Origin of the sequence: Vibrio natriegens NBRC 15636 = ATCC 14048 = DSM 759, from assembly GCF_035621455.1 — a bacterium.
GTDB classification, from domain to species: domain Bacteria; phylum Pseudomonadota; class Gammaproteobacteria; order Enterobacterales; family Vibrionaceae; genus Vibrio; species Vibrio natriegens.
On the sequence record NZ_CP141822.1, the window covers coordinates 2448137 to 2463241 of the forward strand.

General features: G+C 43.2%; 15 protein-coding genes. 3 read left to right on the forward strand and 12 right to left on the reverse strand.

Going from position 1 to position 15105, the window contains the following annotated elements:
• Window positions 1-10: 10 nt before the first annotated feature.
• The 9 genes from VER99_RS11070 to VER99_RS11110 all read right to left on the reverse strand — a co-directional run bounded on the left by VER99_RS11070 (window position 11) and on the right by VER99_RS11110 (window position 6989).
• The gene (locus tag VER99_RS11070; protein ID WP_020334453.1) at window positions 11-526 is read right to left on the reverse strand and encodes a TadE/TadG family type IV pilus assembly protein; all 516 of its coding nucleotides are present in this window, start codon (window positions 524-526) and stop codon (window positions 11-13) included.
• Complete coding sequence (locus VER99_RS11075) at window positions 523-993, reverse strand: TadE/TadG family type IV pilus assembly protein (protein WP_020334454.1); 471 nt, start codon at window positions 991-993, stop codon at window positions 523-525. The genes VER99_RS11070 and VER99_RS11075 overlap by 4 nt, the downstream gene beginning before the upstream one ends.
• A 1-nt stretch (window position 994) precedes the next feature.
• A complete protein-coding gene (locus tag VER99_RS11080; protein WP_024373070.1) occupies window positions 995-2335 on the reverse strand; it encodes a pilus assembly protein TadG-related protein in 1341 nt (446 codons plus the stop codon).
• A 26-nt stretch (window positions 2336-2361) separates the two neighbouring features.
• Window positions 2362-2583, reverse strand: a complete 222-nt coding sequence (locus VER99_RS11085; protein WP_020334456.1) for a hypothetical protein — start codon at window positions 2581-2583, stop codon at window positions 2362-2364.
• A gap of 12 nt (window positions 2584-2595) precedes the next feature.
• Window positions 2596-4068 carry a type II and III secretion system protein family protein gene (locus VER99_RS11090; RefSeq protein WP_020334457.1) on the reverse strand — a complete coding sequence of 491 codons (1473 nt, stop codon included), beginning with the start codon at window positions 4066-4068 and terminating at the stop codon, window positions 2596-2598.
• A gap of 7 nt (window positions 4069-4075) precedes the next feature.
• On the reverse strand, window positions 4076-4813 hold the full coding sequence (gene cpaB, locus VER99_RS11095) for a Flp pilus assembly protein CpaB (RefSeq protein WP_020334458.1): 738 nt from the start codon (window positions 4811-4813) through the stop codon (window positions 4076-4078).
• Window positions 4814-4828: 15 nt separating this feature from the next.
• A complete protein-coding gene (locus VER99_RS11100; RefSeq protein ID WP_020334459.1) occupies window positions 4829-6136 on the reverse strand; it encodes an ATPase AAA in 1308 nt (435 codons plus the stop codon).
• 110 nt (window positions 6137-6246) lie between these two features.
• Window positions 6247-6735: an A24 family peptidase gene (locus VER99_RS11105; RefSeq protein WP_020334460.1), complete on the reverse strand. Its 489-nt coding sequence runs from the start codon at window positions 6733-6735 to the stop codon at window positions 6247-6249.
• 80 nt (window positions 6736-6815) lie between these two features.
• Window positions 6816-6989, reverse strand: a complete 174-nt coding sequence (locus tag VER99_RS11110; RefSeq protein WP_020334461.1) for a Flp family type IVb pilin — start codon at window positions 6987-6989, stop codon at window positions 6816-6818.
• Window positions 6990-7391: 402 nt separating this feature from the next.
• Between VER99_RS11110 and VER99_RS11115 the strand changes: the two genes are divergently transcribed.
• Together VER99_RS11115 and VER99_RS11120 are read left to right on the forward strand one after the other, a co-directional pair.
• Window positions 7392-8120: a helix-turn-helix domain-containing protein gene (locus VER99_RS11115; RefSeq protein WP_020334462.1), complete on the forward strand. Its 729-nt coding sequence runs from the start codon at window positions 7392-7394 to the stop codon at window positions 8118-8120.
• Window positions 8121-8268: 148 nt separating this feature from the next.
• Complete coding sequence (locus VER99_RS11120; RefSeq protein WP_024373071.1) at window positions 8269-9963, forward strand: AMP-binding protein; 1695 nt, start codon at window positions 8269-8271, stop codon at window positions 9961-9963.
• 55 nt (window positions 9964-10018) lie between these two features.
• Here VER99_RS11120 and VER99_RS11125 read toward each other — a convergent pair whose 3' ends face one another.
• Window positions 10019-10228: a DUF1127 domain-containing protein gene (locus tag VER99_RS11125; protein ID WP_020334464.1), complete on the reverse strand. Its 210-nt coding sequence runs from the start codon at window positions 10226-10228 to the stop codon at window positions 10019-10021.
• A 97-nt stretch (window positions 10229-10325) separates the two neighbouring features.
• Here VER99_RS11125 and VER99_RS11130 point away from each other — a divergent pair, with 97 nt between their 5' ends.
• Window positions 10326-11252: a LysR substrate-binding domain-containing protein gene (locus VER99_RS11130; protein WP_020334465.1), complete on the forward strand. Its 927-nt coding sequence runs from the start codon at window positions 10326-10328 to the stop codon at window positions 11250-11252.
• 92 nt (window positions 11253-11344) lie between these two features.
• Here VER99_RS11130 and fusA read toward each other — a convergent pair whose 3' ends face one another.
• Both fusA and radA read right to left on the reverse strand, forming a co-directional pair.
• A complete protein-coding gene (gene fusA, locus VER99_RS11135; RefSeq protein ID WP_014232859.1) occupies window positions 11345-13435 on the reverse strand; it encodes an elongation factor G in 2091 nt (696 codons plus the stop codon).
• A gap of 205 nt (window positions 13436-13640) precedes the next feature.
• The gene (radA, locus tag VER99_RS11140; protein ID WP_014232860.1) at window positions 13641-15020 is read right to left on the reverse strand and encodes a DNA repair protein RadA; all 1380 of its coding nucleotides are present in this window, start codon (window positions 15018-15020) and stop codon (window positions 13641-13643) included.
• Window positions 15021-15105 lie beyond the last annotated feature (85 nt).

The window sequence follows — 15105 nt, forward strand, 5'->3', positions numbered from 1 at the left end:
AACTACTCCCTTAACAATCTTCATGAACTTCGCCCCCGGGCTCAGGCCTTAATACGCCTAAGCTCTCCGCAGGCAGAATGGTCTGAAACTCAGGGCTGACACCAACAGCATCAAGCAATAAAGATAAAACGAAAAATTTAAATGTATAGTCGGCCTCTGCTTTCACGAAACGAATATTCGCAAAAATTGCATTTAGTGTGTCTGAATCTGATGACGCTGAAGAAAATGCATCGACATTGACATCATCACCATTTTCATCTAGATAACTTATCGTCAAATTATCTGCAGTAAAACCAGGTGGGTACAAACCTTCAACCGAGGGGAGTGTTTTAATATCATCGCGATCAGCAATATAACAGACTGTTGCTAAACGAGCCGCTCTTCGGGTTACTTCATTAGCCATCTGTATAGAATAAAAGTAGAGCGCAAATTCTATAATCGAAAAAATCACCAGTAACACAGCTAAAGCGATTAGCATAAACTCAACCTGAGTTACCCCTTTTTGTCTAAAGATCCATCGACTCATGGCGCTGTCCTCATCATACTTGATGCCCCGATTTCAAATTCGAGTGAGCTGTCAGTAAAAGGTAGACGGCTAAAAATAGGCTCGTATTTATAACTGGCGGAAATAGTTACCTCTTTGGGTACGGTTGTATCATCGATAACGACATCTGTCGTTTCTAAGTATTTCAGAATTTTAGAATCGTCAGCCGTCGGGGATGGTTTGCCATACACTACCATGTTCCTAATACTATCTTTATTTGCAATACTACCGAAATCTAGCGAACCGTAGGTTGCTACCACGGCATAGCGAACTCCATTTTGCAGCGCTTTATTGATTTCAGTGTACTGAATAAATGCTCGACTAACATCTATCAGCAATACTGTTAGCATGAGTAGCACTGGCAGACAAATAATAAACTCAAGTGCAGCTAATCCAGCTTGGCTGTACTTACCTCTTCTGAGTAAAGAACTCTGATTGCGAATGTTCATATTAAGACGCTCCACCTTCAGGATCTTTATAGAGCTGAATCTTATATAGCCCTTTACTATTGTCCGGTTCTATATCAGTAAAAGCGTTCTCAACATAGCAGTCTTCTAAAAACTGCCCAAAAACTTCTGAGTCATTACCTTGTTGCTTAACTTTCTGAGTTAGGAAAAAGCACCCTAAACCAATGACTTCAACCTGGCTTTTGCCTTCTGTTGCCGTAGAGCAATCTATAATCGGCACCCGTAAAACACGCCTGCCTTCAGAACCGTTAGAATGGTAATACTGCGTACAGTTGTCACCAGTACCTCCCTCACTACAGTTCGTCAACTCGGAATGATAATCTGCATAATAAAATGCTTTATCATCTTGGAGCTCAGTGTTCTCCGGACTATCGTCATAAATAGACTCGTAGTTATCAGCATTCACGTCAGATTCTCTGGTATACAAGTCAGACTTTACTACTTCATCTTCTTCAGTAGGGCCATTAAATTGATCAAACCGAGTGTTCACCCCTTGTGCTACAGGACCCGTTGCTTTACCGGTTTGCGTATCGACCACTTCACCTTTAGCAATACAGATATTAGTGTCTCCAGCAAAAGCATCACGTATACCATCAGCCCCGTTCAACCCTAAGTCGAGTAATTGGAAATTACCTGGTCCTAACTCTCCCGACTTGTTATCCGCAGGTTTAACGATATGAACGGTGCTACCCAGTCTATCTGTCTTTGCATTATAATTGGAATTTGGAACATAACCCCAAACAGTCGCGTCCCCTTCTTCGTCGGTCATATTCATATCACCACACATTGCTATTGGAGACACGTTACAAGTCCCCACAATTGGAGCACTACGTCCTGCAACCGCACTAGCGGAAACATTTTTACCTATGCCAAATACAGAACTCAGGTACTGAGTCAACGAGACATCAGAGACGACGACCCGTACGTAAATGTCGTCATCTCCGTCGGTGGTGACTAGTTCAAAATCATCTGCATTAACAAATGAACCTACTTGTTTTGTATTCGAGAAAGTGATAGAAACATTTCCCTTAACTACCTCATTATCGGCCAGTTCGTTATTTCCCGAAGCGGTGACAAAACTCAGCAACGCTTCGTTAGCAGCAGCTTCAGCGAGAACAACATCGCTTGTCTCATCAGCGACAACCGCTGATGCTAAAGCCGCTGAATCTACCGCATTTTGCAAGCGCGCTTTATTCAGAACCTGATGATTCAAGTCCATCGCCAAGGCGCCCATACCGATTAATATCAGCATAATTAAACTGATTAACACTAAAGTGATCCCTTGTTGAGAACGCTTCATTGCTATTGGTGTTGTGCGCCTCATAGCTGCCTCCTAAGTGATAGCATCACTTAATCTTTCTTTTCACCATTATTGTTGTACACTTCCAAACTCGTTTGCGTACGTTCTCCACTGCCCTCTGGCAGGTAATCTATATTTTCATACCATGCATTAGAGTTTAGCGTCTGTTCTTGCTGTAGTTGATTTAAAGCAACCCCCAGCTCAGGTTCAGTGGCACAACCGACTAAGGTAAGAGCTACAAAACAGACAGTTAGTCCTATTGCTTTCTTCATATTGCTTCCCTCTTATAAGCTGTGACCAAACTGGCCCTCTGTCCCACCATCGCCTGTCGTAAATTGATACTCGGTTTGGTCTTGAACACTAGCATTGGAATTGTCGTCTAGCTTATACTTATCAAAGTCTAAACTCGCTCCCTTACCAAGTAGATAGAACTCCACATCATTGGGGCTAACGAAACCGTCTGTTGGTAATGTAAATCTGCGTCTGTCTACTGGTTTAGCTAGTCGAGGCGTCACTAAAATAACCAGCTCGGTCTCACCAGAGGTAAATTGCTCACTCTTAAATAGACGCCCTAATACAGGTAAATCGGAAACGCCCGGTAAGCCTTCCTCTGTATTACGTGCATTTTCACTCAGTAACCCTGCAATGCCTATGGTCTGCCCATCAGCTAACTCTAGGGTACTGCCCGCACTACGCTTAGTGAGTGGGGGGATATAATATGCTGCATTGGTATCACCGACGCTGTAGGTAACCACACCAGATGTCGCTAATTCACTCACGCTGACATTGAGTTTTAAATTTATTTTTTTATCACTGAGAATATAGGGGATAAAATCTAATGTAACGCCATATTCTTTGTAATCAATGGTGATACCATCTTCGTTAGGTACTGGGATTGGGAATTCCCCCCCCGCTACAAATTCGGCTTTCGTACCACTCAGTGCTGTTAAACTAGGTTCGGCTAATACCTTCGCCACACCATTTTGTTTCGCGATATCAAGAGCAAACGTAAACAAAGTATTGCTATCTAAAAAAGAGCCTAGGAAACCAAACTCATTAACACCCGCGTTACCACTCAATATAGGTCCAATATCATCAATCGCGCTTCCTATCGTTGTCGCTCCCCAGGTAATATCGCCACTTTGTTGGAAAAAGTGAAAATTAGAATCAAAAGTACGAACGAGTGAGCGCTGAACTTCAGCGACAGTCACTTCAAGCGTCACTTGCTGCGCACCACCAATAGACAGCAAATTGATTATTGAGCTTTCATTTACTTCTTCATCATCATCGCTTTCGTCAGCTGGTTTACCTGCTGCAAAAGTTTCCGCAACTTTAATCGCCACATCCATATTTTGTTGGCTGCTTACCAAGCCACGTAATACTATTTTGTCTTGAGTACTATGCACCTCAATATTCTCATCAGGCAAAAACTGATGAAGCTTTGATTTCAATGTATTAAGATCATGCGTCACTTCGACATTGAACGATTCAATAATTCGACCGCTACGATCCCAGACCGATACATTGGTGGTACCAAGCTTTTTGCCAATCAAATACAATTCGTTAGATCTCAGTACCAAGATATCCAGTATACTAGGGTCACCTAAGGTCACTTTTTTAGCACTACCTGAAATCATCAGTTGAGTAGACTGGTGATGAGGTACAGCGACGACACGCCCCGATTGAGCAGCGGCATAAACATTAACGCTGGCTAATACCATGATTAAGTGGCTTAAAAGTAAAATTGTTATTTTCATAATTCACCTAATTGCTCACGCGTACATTAGAAGTTTGAGAACCTTTAATCACTGTCACACTTGGACGTGGTGTGTAAGTTCTTTTCGGCGGCACTTTATCAACGGTTAGCGGGTTTCTTAATGCCAACTGAATACTTCCTTTACTGTTTTCAGTTAACAGTTTCTCTGCTTCTTTTGGTGAAACTTCTAAGGTAACCGCTCGTACGATAACTGGCTTGTTATCTTTTGTTCTTGCTGTTTGGTCCACCGCCAGCACCTTAATATTCTTCAATACAGTAGTGGTTCCATTGCCTTTCGTATTTAGAACATCGACTTTATTACCTGGCAATAGAAAACCCGCCACGCCAATAACATCGTTTACACGAATGGTAAGCGCACGTTTATCTTCAGGAATCATAGCCGCTAATGTCACCCCTTCACCAAGGACAGCGATTCGATTCGGGCTAACTAGCTCGCCCTCATAAATTGAGTTAGAAGCGACTTTACCGACCGCCTGCGATGGTTCTGTCAGTGTAGTCTCATCAATCCAGTCAACTTCCATTAGTCTCGTTTTCAGATGCTTCTCTTCGATAATTACACCTGGTTCTATTTCCATAGCAGCCACGAGTACCGGGTGTCGCTCTACTTCTTCAAGCTTCACTGTGGGTTGTGTCTGACTATCTAACCACTGCTTTGCAATCATCACCGCACCTAGACCAAAAGCGATTGATAGCAACAACAGCATGACGATTTGTGTCCTGCTCATGACATCCCCTCATTTTTATTCATCAACGGTAAAATAGAGCCCCCAAGCACGTGTCAAAATCTCTGGCGACACCTGCTCCCCTATTTCCTCAAACTTCAAAATATCCCTGCTAATCCCTAAAATATCTTTTGGTAGACATGGGAAATACCCAGTACCAGAATCATCATGCAGCTGTTTTAATCGGTCAAAAAAGCCTTGCTCTAAAACCAGTTGATAAGCTTCTGACAAATCCATCCACAACTGGAGGTACTCTTCTAACTCTAGAGGATTAAATTCAATCTTGTATCCAAGTCGTCGCAAAAATGCCGGATCCGCAATAGAACTTGGTGGAAGGTTCGAGGAAAAAGCGAGTGTTAACAGAAATGGCACTGATATTTGTTGTCCGTTCGGTAACCCCAAATGGTCAACGAAATACTCCATCGGAACAATCCAACGGTTTAGCACAGCAGCCACTGGCATAGACTGACGTCCTAAATCATCAATCACAAAAATGCCGTTATTGGCCATCATTTGCAGTGGTGCGTTCCAGACGCGATTGTGCTCAGTGTGGTTGACCTCCAACATATCCATGGTCAATTCACCACCGACCTGGATATTCGGTCTTTCACACAACACCCAGCGCTTATCATAATGGTCACCTAGTTTGACAAATGTTTTGCTCTCTGAATTGTCCACCCGCTTATGATGATGCTCAGAAAACAATTTAATAATATTGCCGTCAGCATAGACCGCATGAGGAATAAACACCGAAGTATTTAAAGCATTTAACACTCGTGCCGCAACATAACTTTTACCGGTACCAGCATGCCCATAAAGCAATAATGCTCGGCCAGAGTTGATTGCTGGCCCCAAAACAGGTATCAAGCGCTCTGCGCCATAAACATCGTCAAGTGCTCGTTCAACATCCGCGCGAGCAATTGGTTGATTACGCAGATTTTGCCGCTCAACAACATCCCAATATTGTTCCAAAGAAACAGGCACCGGACCAATATACGCCTCACGACGAAACGCCAACTCAGCTTCTGCCATACCTAATTCTGTTAAACCATAACGAACGTTAGAATAAGAGCTGGTTGCATTTAGCGGCTGATAAACTTCGACCCAACTGCGGGCACGAAGCTGTGCAAGCGAATGTTCGACAATGGATGAAACCACACACATTCGGCTGGATAGCTCGACCAAATTGGATTTTGGATAGGCAGAAATATGCTTAATAAGAAGATGTTCGATAACCGCACTCGGTATGCCTAAATCATCTTCTGAAGTTGGCGTTGGTGGCGGTGAAATTTGTGGCACTAAATTGGTTTTAGGTATTGTAGACATGGGCTGTGCCCTCCTAATGTTTGGCACGTTTTGCGTGGTTATGCGTGGCAACTCCTTGCCAAACCTAAAAATCACTTTGACTAAAATCTAGTGGTTTAAAAAACGTATATTTAATAAGCGTAAAAATAGTATGCCAAGCCGATCACTATTGCCGGAGCAAAAGGAATGACTAAAGGCTGCTTGCTTTTCCAACCCGGAGTGACTTTTTGCACCGCATAAGCTCTTGCATGCTCAGTTATAGAATAGCTCGAGGATGCCAAGTACAGCGCTAAATAAAAGATCCCTATAACTCCACCAGCGACAATAATAAAAGGTGTCACTGACCACATCGTTTCTGCTCCTAACCATAGCCCCAATACGGTTAGAAGCTTCACGTCACCACCTGCCATCAGTCGCCCTAAATACAGCGCAAACCCTACAATAAAGGTTAAAAGCATACCTTTGACATGTAGCCACAGCATTGCGTTTGGATCTAACAAAATATCGCTTATTACCGCAAGTAACAAAAGTCCCACAAATTGATTAGGAATTCGGTGCCTCTGTGCGTCAGAGACACCTATAGCAAAGATAAGTCCCCAAATAACAAGATTAATAACCATGACTTACCTTTAGTTCCAACTGACGGGGTGGGAATAACCACACCCCAAAAGCACTATCAAAATCAAAATCGCCTTTAACTTTATAAATTGTCGATGTCAGTCGAAACATTGGTAAATGCGTTCGCCAACGTTTTCCAGAAACCCAACTGCAACATTGCTGCCACAATCAGCGCCGCACCAAGAATATATTCAAGAAGTGTCAAGCCTTCTTCATCATTCCAAAAGTCTTTAAGTACTTGTGTAAATTTGTCCATTTTAAATGCCCCCTAAAGATCCGTTTTAGAGATCTTTAATGATTGATATTAATTTTAACCCCTCATGAAACGTCCCTACTAAAGCAGGGGTTTCGGAATCAATTTAGGTTAGAAAAGTGTTAGAACGTTAGGATATTTTTGCTATTCATTGGTACTTTTTTGCTATCAATGTATTTATCAGTATGCTGTATTAACTATGAGATTAGTGGCTATGAAATATGAGATAGAAATCACACTTAATCGTTAAAATCCCCACCATAATCAGTTAATTGATAAAACTAAAATATGATTTGAATCAGAAATTAATAAACGAAAGGGTTAATCTAAACACTCAAGGATTGAGGTTCAGATGGGTTGATCCACGTTAAATTCTTGTATAAGTATGAATTAAATGGACTTTATATGGAAAGGCTTGTTAAAGCATGTTGGATTGGGGGGGGCTTACCATCCCTGCCAGAGCAATTTCGATGGGTATTTACACAGTACTTCGAATTACTCGACCACGGCAATGACATATCAGTGATCAGCGATAAAGAATTCAGTTACTTTTTTTATTACGTAACAGATCGTCCATTTGACTTGTTACAAAGCGTTGTAACGCTGTGTGAAAATCTAGATAAAAAACTCATTGTTGTATACACGAAAGGTATCGAAGCTAACAAACTACCACCTCAACATATAACCGCTGAATACTACGCATTAGACGATAACTATCTGTCACATTGGTTATCTCAGATAAAGCTAAAATACTTTTTCAATCATAGCGTTGAAAGCTCTCTTTCGTTACCAAACAAATCATGCTCTAAGAATGGTAAAGCCAACTTTTCTGAGGTCGTCGATTATATCTCAAATAATATACATCGAGAGTTGCGCGAAGAAGATGCAGCAGCTCTCTGCCACTACTCTACCACCTACTTTTCGAAAGTGTTTCGCCGTAAGGTTGGGATGTGCTTTCGTGATTATGTTACCGCGAAGCGTATTGCATTAGCGAAGAAGATGCTCACCGAAGACAATTCAATGAAAATTGCGTACATCGCTTACCAATGTGGCTACCACGATGTTTCTTATTTCTCTCGGATTTTTAAGAAAAAGACTGGCTTCTCACCAGCAAGCTACCGACAACAGTTTTAGAACTCATTTTTTAGGTAGGTTTTGCAAAAGATATAGCACTGCCTTGGCCGCATATTTCATCAAAATACATTCCCGTACAGTAACTCACATGCTAAAGTTAACATTATGTTAACAAATATAAAAACGAGAAGACATGGAGTCACTTATGATGCAACAGCCGAATGTAGCCAACTCCTCTGCTGGTTGCGCTCTCCCTCCGCCAAATGAAATGATTCTAAAATGGGCAGAAGAGCGTCCAAATGAGGTTTACTTAAAGCAAATCATTAATCGGGAATTCGTTGAATTCACTTACGCTGAAGTCGCAGACCAAGCTCTAAAGCTGGTGAGCGCATTACGCAACCTTGGTGTTAATCCAGGTGATAAGGTAGCGTTAATCTCCAAAAATTGCGCAGAGTGGTTTATCTGTGATCTTGCTATGATGCTCGGGGATTACGTTAGTGTACCCATCTTCCCAACGGCTGGAGCAGACACCATCGAGTACTGCCTCACGCACAGTGAAAGTAAGGTGCTTATCGGCGGTAAGTTGGACGACTCAAAGGCAACTCAGCAAGTAATTAATGAAATGGGCGATCTGATCAGTATCGCACTGCCATATAACACTGCACCGATGTGCCAGCATCAATATGCAGAGCTTATAGCAAATGAAGTGCCAAGTGTAGAACGTCCACAACATTACGACGATAAGCTCATGTCACTGGTTTATACATCCGGTACTTCAGGCTTACCAAAAGGGGCAATGTTGACCTACGGCGCATTCAGTTGGTCTGTGCAACAGCTTATCAATCATATTGGCATACAACCGAACGACCGTTTGTTCTCCTACCTACCACTCGCGCACATTACTGAACGAGTGTATATATTTGGTTCTTCGATTATGGGTGGCGTACCCACAGCATTTCCAGAGTCACTCGACACCTTTATTGAAGATGTAAAAATGCACCGCCCAACGTTGTTCATCTCAGTGCCAAGGTTATGGACATTATTCCAGCAGCGAATTCAGGATAAGTTACCGCAAAAGTCTTTGAACATTCTTCTCAAGATCCCCTTTGTGAATTCGCTGATTAAGAAGAAACTTGCCGTTGGGTTAGGTTTAGACCAAGCCCGAGTATTAGGGTGTGGCTCTGCTCCCGTATCACCAGCTTTGTTAGAGTGGTACCACAGCGTTGGGCTTAATATTACCGAAGCTTGGGGGATGACGGAGTCCTTTGCTTACAGCACGATCAATTATCCTTTTAGAGCCGATAAAATTGGTACTGTCGGCAATGCGGGGCCTGGTATAGAACTTAAAATTGCTGATGACTGTGAAATCATGGTTCGAGGTAAAGGATTATTCTCTGGCTACTATAAAAATGATATCGCGACTCAAGAATCCTTCGATTCAGAAGGCTGGCTGCACACTGGTGACATCGGAGCGATAGATGCTGATGGTTATCTTACGATTCAAGGCCGCAAAAAAGACACGTTTAAAACCGCGAAAGGGAAGTTCGTTTCTCCCGTACCGATAGAAAAGAAATTGTTCGAATACAGTCGTATAGAAATGATGTGTCTGATTGGTCTTGGCTTACCAGGCCCAATATTGTTGGTCGTGCCTCATGATTTCCCTCACTTCGACAAAGAGCGTTATGAGCGTTCCACTCGTAAAGTCATTGAGCGAATGAATAAAGAGCTGGCATCTCACGAGCAAATAAAAGGCGTGTTGATGATAAAAGAGCCATGGAATATCGAAAATGGCGTTCTTACCCCAACTCTGAAAATAAAGCGCCACGTACTTGAACAAAAGTACCACGAACTTGGCCATAACTGGCCGAAAGGCCAATTAGTACTCTGGGAAGAAGACTTATAATTAAGCCAGCACTCCTCAATAGCCGTTGGGGAGTGCCACTCAACCTTGCTTCAAACTAGGGCCTCCAAAATGGTTTGTGGCTTTCTTTTAACACCTCATGCTTTTCCAAACCAATATCATTCCAAAGATGTTCAGGTAACTCTCTTAGATGACGACGAGTCCTATGATTTCTTTTCCATAAATAGAGTTTAGAAAAAATTAACTGAATCCAATTTTGTTGTGTCGTTAGCAAAGCTCGTTCACAGTTTTTCGTGATGTTTTCCATCTCTTTCACCCTTTTATTCTATTGACCAGTTAATAATCAACGACTACCTTAATAATCTCAAACGATAGAACCTGCCATTGAGTTAAGGAAAACTAATGTGAAAGATCGGATGCCACCTCTACAAGGCTTATACTATTTCTTCATCGCAGCGAAAGAAGGCAGCTTTAAATCCGCAGCCAAAAATTTGTTTGTTACTCCCGCTGCAATTAGCCAACAAATCCGGCAGTTAGAAGAATTTTTGGGTACTGACCTGTTTGTTCGCCAACACAGGAAGATACTGCTAACACCTCAGGGAGAGTTGCTATTTGCTCAAGCAGAACGAGGATTTAGCCACATACAACAAGGTGTTCGTCTAATTAACCAAGATCCCAACCCAAACCAACTTTCTATCTCAACACTTCCCTCGTTTGCACACCATTGGCTAGTTCCTAAAATAACGGCCTTTAGACAACGTCATCCTGAACTATCACTTTTGCTGGAGCCAACGAATGAACTGGTTTCTTTTCAAGACAGTCAAATAGATTTATGCGTTCGTTACGGTTCAGGAAACTACCCTAATTTAGAATCGCAATGGTTAATGGATGAAGCTTTCTATCCTGCCTGTCATCCGGTTTATCAAAAAGAGCACAGCATTTATAACATCGAAGATTTGAGCAAAGCGGAGCTTATCGAAGATCTTTGGCCTGATCTCGACTGGAATATGTGGTTAGAAAGACTAGGACAACATGCTGCCAAACCAGCGCTAAAATACAGCGGTTCCCACCTGGTACTTGAGGCTGCCTTATCATTACAAGGGGTGGCGCTTGTGAAACACAGCTTGGCCTATCAATATTTTCGAACGGGCAAATTGGTACGGATTGGCGACATCGCCATCAAACCTAAATTCGCTTACTACTTATGTGCCCCAAAGGGATACCTGCAACGGCCTAAAGCACAGCAGTTTGCAAAGTGGTTAAAAGCAGAGATAGACAGTTTTGAAAAATCGGTTAATCGAGACTTTAAAACTATCGCGCTATCAGACTGAATCGTTCCAATTGAATGACAAAATTAGTTTTTGAGATTAATAAAAAGCCCCGCACTAGGCGGGGCTTTAAAGTCATAGAGTTAACTTAAGAATTACTTCTTAGCGTTACGCTCTTTAACGTCAGAGATTACTTGCTCTGCAACGTTGTTTGGACATGGTGCGTAGTGTGAGAACTCCATAGAGAACTGACCACGACCAGAAGTCATTGTACGTAGAGTACCGATGTAACCGAACATTTCTGATAGAGGTACATCACCCTTGATACGTACGCCAGTAGTACCAGCTTGTTGGTCTTTGATCATACCACGACGACGGTTAAGGTCACCGATTACGTCACCAACGTGATCTTCTGGAGTGAACACGTCAACTTTCATGATTGGTTCAAGAAGTTGCGCGCCAGCTTTAGGCATAGACTGACGGAATGCGCCTTTAGCAGCGATTTCGTAAGCGATAGCTGAAGAGTCAACTGCGTGGAAACCACCGTCGAATAGTTCAACTTCTACGTCTAGAGTTGGGAAGCCAGCTAGAACACCAGTTTGCATCATGCCAGCGAAGCCTTTCTCAACTGCAGGCCAGAATTCTTTAGGTACGTTACCACCAACAACTGTTGATTTGAACGCGAAGCCTGAGTTTGGCTCACCTGGTTTGATACGGTAGTCGATTTTCGCGAACTGACCAGAACCACCAGACTGCTTCTTGTGCGTGTAGCTGTCTTCGATTGCTTGAGTGATAGTTTCACGGTAAGCAACCTGAGGAGCACCTACTTCTAGCTCAACGCCGTAAGTACGTTTTAGGATATCAACTTTGATATCTAGGTGAAGTTCACCCATACCACGTAGGATAGTTTCGCCTGATTCTTCATCTGTCTCAACTTGGAAAGATGGATCTTCTGCAACCATTTTACCGATCGCGATACCCATTTTCTCAGAGCCGCCTTTATCTTTAGGCTTAACAGCGATAGAGATTACTGGATCTGGGAAGATCATTGGCTCTAGAGTACATTCGTGCTTAGGATCACATAGAGTGTGACCTGTTTGAACGTTCTTCATACCAACAACAGCGATGATGTCACCAGCTTGTGCTGAATCGATCTCGTTACGCTCGTCCGCGTGCATCTCAACCATACGGCCGATACGCTCTGTTTTACCAGTTGCAGAGTTAAGGATTGTGTCACCTTTCTTCATCTTACCAGAGTAGATACGGATGAATGTTAGGGCACCGAAACGGTCGTCCATGATCTTGAACGCAAGCGCTTTTAGTGGCTCATCTGCAGATACAGTTGCAACTTCACCAGTTGGTTCGCCAGTCTCTGAATCAGTTAGAGGCTGAGGATCTACTTCTGTTGGCGCTGGTAGGTAATCTACTACCGCGTCAAGAATAAGTTGGATACCTTTGTTCTTGTACGCTGAACCACAGTAAGTTGGGAAGAATGCTAGGTCACGTGTACCTTTACGGATACAACGTTGGATGTCTTCTAGAGATGGCTCTTCGCCTTCTTCTAGGTAAGCCATCATTAGATCTTCGTCTTGCTCTAGAGCAGTTTCGATTAGCATTTCACGGTATTCAGCAGCTTTGTCTACCATGTCTGCAGGAATATCTTGAACTTCGTAGTTCTCTGGCTGGCCAGACTCATCCCATACGTAAGCTTTTTGGCTTAGTACGTCTACAACACCTACGAAATCTTCTTCGATACCGATAGGTAGAGTCATTACTAGAGGAGTTGCACCTAGAACGTTTTGTACTTGGTCTACAACTTTGTAGAAGTCTGCGCCCATACGGTCTAGTTTGTTAACGAAGATCAGACGTGATACGTGTGATTCGTCAGCGTAACGCCAGTTAGTTTCTGACTGAGGCTCAACACCACCAGAACCACAGAATACACCGATACCACCGTCAAGTACTTTTAGAGAACGGTAAACTTCGATTGTGAAGTCAACGTGTCCAGGAGTATCGATGATGTTTAGACGGTGATCGTTCCAGAAACAAGTTGTTGCTGCAGACTGGATAGTGATACCACGCTCAGCTTCCTGCTCCATGAAGTCAGTAGTAGTTGAACCGTCGTGAGTGTCACCAATCTTATGGATCTTACCAGTTAGCTTTAGGATACGCTCTGTAGAGGTAGTTTTACCCGCGTCTACGTGAGCAAAAATACCAATGTTTCTGTATTTTGATAAATCAGTCATTGTCTTACTCTGTTAATAAGGTATAAAGTGCGCGCAGAGTATATCATATTCTGTCAATACTGATACCCTTGCGTGCAGATGGAAGAAAAAAATTTTTAACGTAAATTTTCCATCCTCAAAGGATAGCCAAATATAACGATTTGTGTGCTTTATTCGCTCTCTTTGAAAATGGATTTTACATATTTGAAACGCCTAGTTTAGCGCTTTATAACTCATCAAAAGCTTCGATTGCCTCTGATAATTTCTTAACCCCATGAATTTGCATGCCCGGGATGCCACCTTTTGGCATATTCGCAGCTGGTACAATTGCTTTCTTAAAGCCGTGTTTAAACGCTTCATTCAATCGCTCTTGCCCACTCGGTACAGGACGAATTTCCCCCGCTAAGCCAACCTCACCAAAGATAACCACATCTTTGGGTAGAGCACGATCACGAAAGCTCGATAACAACGCCATGACTAACGCAAGATCCGCACTGGTCTCGGTGACTTTTACACCACCGACGACATTAACAAACACGTCTTGGTCTGCCATTTGTAACCCGCCGTGTTTATGCAGCACAGCCAGTAATAAAGATAGACGGTTTTGTTCGAGGCCTACAGCCACTCGGCGTGGGTTAGCGAGTTGCGAATAATCCACCAGAGCTTGTATCTCGACTAATAGAGGGCGAGTCCCTTCCCAAACGACCATAACTGAAGACCCTGAAGTCTCTTCTTCACCGCGAGAAAGGAAAATCGCCGATGGGTTACTCACTTCTTTGAGGCCCTGCCCTGTCATTGCAAATACGCCAAGTTCATTCACTGCACCAAAACGGTTTTTGTGACTGCGCAACGTTCGGAATCGGCTATCAGTGCCGCCGTCTAGTAACACAGAACAGTCAATAATATGCTCGAGAACTTTTGGACCAGCGAGCGTACCATCTTTGGTTACGTGACCAACGATAAATACCGCAACATTGTTTTGCTTCGCGTATCGTGTAAGCGCTGTCGCGGACTCACGGACCTGCGCGACACTACCAGGCGAAGACTGAACATCAGAAACGTGCATCACCTGAATCGAGTCAATCACCATAATACGAGGTTGCTCTTTCTCAGCAATTTGACAGATCTTATCCACATTGGTTTCAGATAACATCTTCAGGTGATCTTTTGGCAAACCAAGACGAGAAGCACGCATCGCAACCTGTTGCAGCGATTCTTCACCCGTTACGTATAAAGTCGGCATTTGTCCCGACAAAGAGCACATGGTTTGCAAAAGCAACGTTGACTTACCTGCTCCGGGGTTACCACCAATCAATATCGCAGCGCCGGGAACGACACCGCCACCAAGTACGCGATCAAGCTCTTTAAAGCCACTGGTAAAGCGTGGCACTTCTTGCAGGTTAATTTCTGATAACGTTTGTACCTGAGATTCTGTCGCAGAACCTGCGTAACCACTTAAGCGTTCATTGCGGGCGACGGTCGGCGAAGCAGCAATTCGTACTTCTGTAATCGTATTCCATGCACCACACGCATTACATTGCCCCTGCCAACGCGGAAAGTCTGCGCCGCAATCATTACAAACATACGCTCGTTTTGCTTTCGCCATGATGCCTCAATTTTTAACAAATGTGACCAAGCACTGCCAACTGACTTGAGAACTGAATATACTCAAGGTTTACTGCGCTTAGCCG

Coding starts and splice junctions, on each gene's coding strand:
- VER99_RS11090 (WP_020334457.1), bottom strand. CDS start 4,068: ATGAAAATAACAATTTTACTTTTAAGCCACTTAATCATGGTATTAGCC.
- fusA (WP_014232859.1), bottom strand. CDS start 13,435: ATGACTGATTTATCAAAATACAGAAACATTGGTATTTTTGCTCACGTA.
- VER99_RS11125 (WP_020334464.1), bottom strand. CDS start 10,228: ATGGAAAACATCACGAAAAACTGTGAACGAGCTTTGCTAACGACACAA.
- VER99_RS11110 (WP_020334461.1), bottom strand. CDS start 6,989: ATGGACAAATTTACACAAGTACTTAAAGACTTTTGGAATGATGAAGAA.
- VER99_RS11080 (WP_024373070.1), bottom strand. CDS start 2,335: ATGAGGCGCACAACACCAATAGCAATGAAGCGTTCTCAACAAGGGATC.
- VER99_RS11070 (WP_020334453.1), bottom strand. CDS start 526: ATGAGTCGATGGATCTTTAGACAAAAAGGGGTAACTCAGGTTGAGTTT.
- VER99_RS11115 (WP_020334462.1), top strand. CDS start 7,392: ATGGAAAGGCTTGTTAAAGCATGTTGGATTGGGGGGGGCTTACCATCC.
- VER99_RS11075 (WP_020334454.1), bottom strand. CDS start 993: ATGAACATTCGCAATCAGAGTTCTTTACTCAGAAGAGGTAAGTACAGC.
- VER99_RS11105 (WP_020334460.1), bottom strand. CDS start 6,735: ATGGTTATTAATCTTGTTATTTGGGGACTTATCTTTGCTATAGGTGTC.
- cpaB (WP_020334458.1), bottom strand. CDS start 4,813: ATGAGCAGGACACAAATCGTCATGCTGTTGTTGCTATCAATCGCTTTT.
- VER99_RS11100 (WP_020334459.1), bottom strand. CDS start 6,136: ATGTCTACAATACCTAAAACCAATTTAGTGCCACAAATTTCACCGCCA.
- VER99_RS11085 (WP_020334456.1), bottom strand. CDS start 2,583: ATGAAGAAAGCAATAGGACTAACTGTCTGTTTTGTAGCTCTTACCTTA.
- VER99_RS11120 (WP_024373071.1), top strand. CDS start 8,269: ATGCAACAGCCGAATGTAGCCAACTCCTCTGCTGGTTGCGCTCTCCCT.
- radA (WP_014232860.1), bottom strand. CDS start 15,020: ATGGCGAAAGCAAAACGAGCGTATGTTTGTAATGATTGCGGCGCAGAC.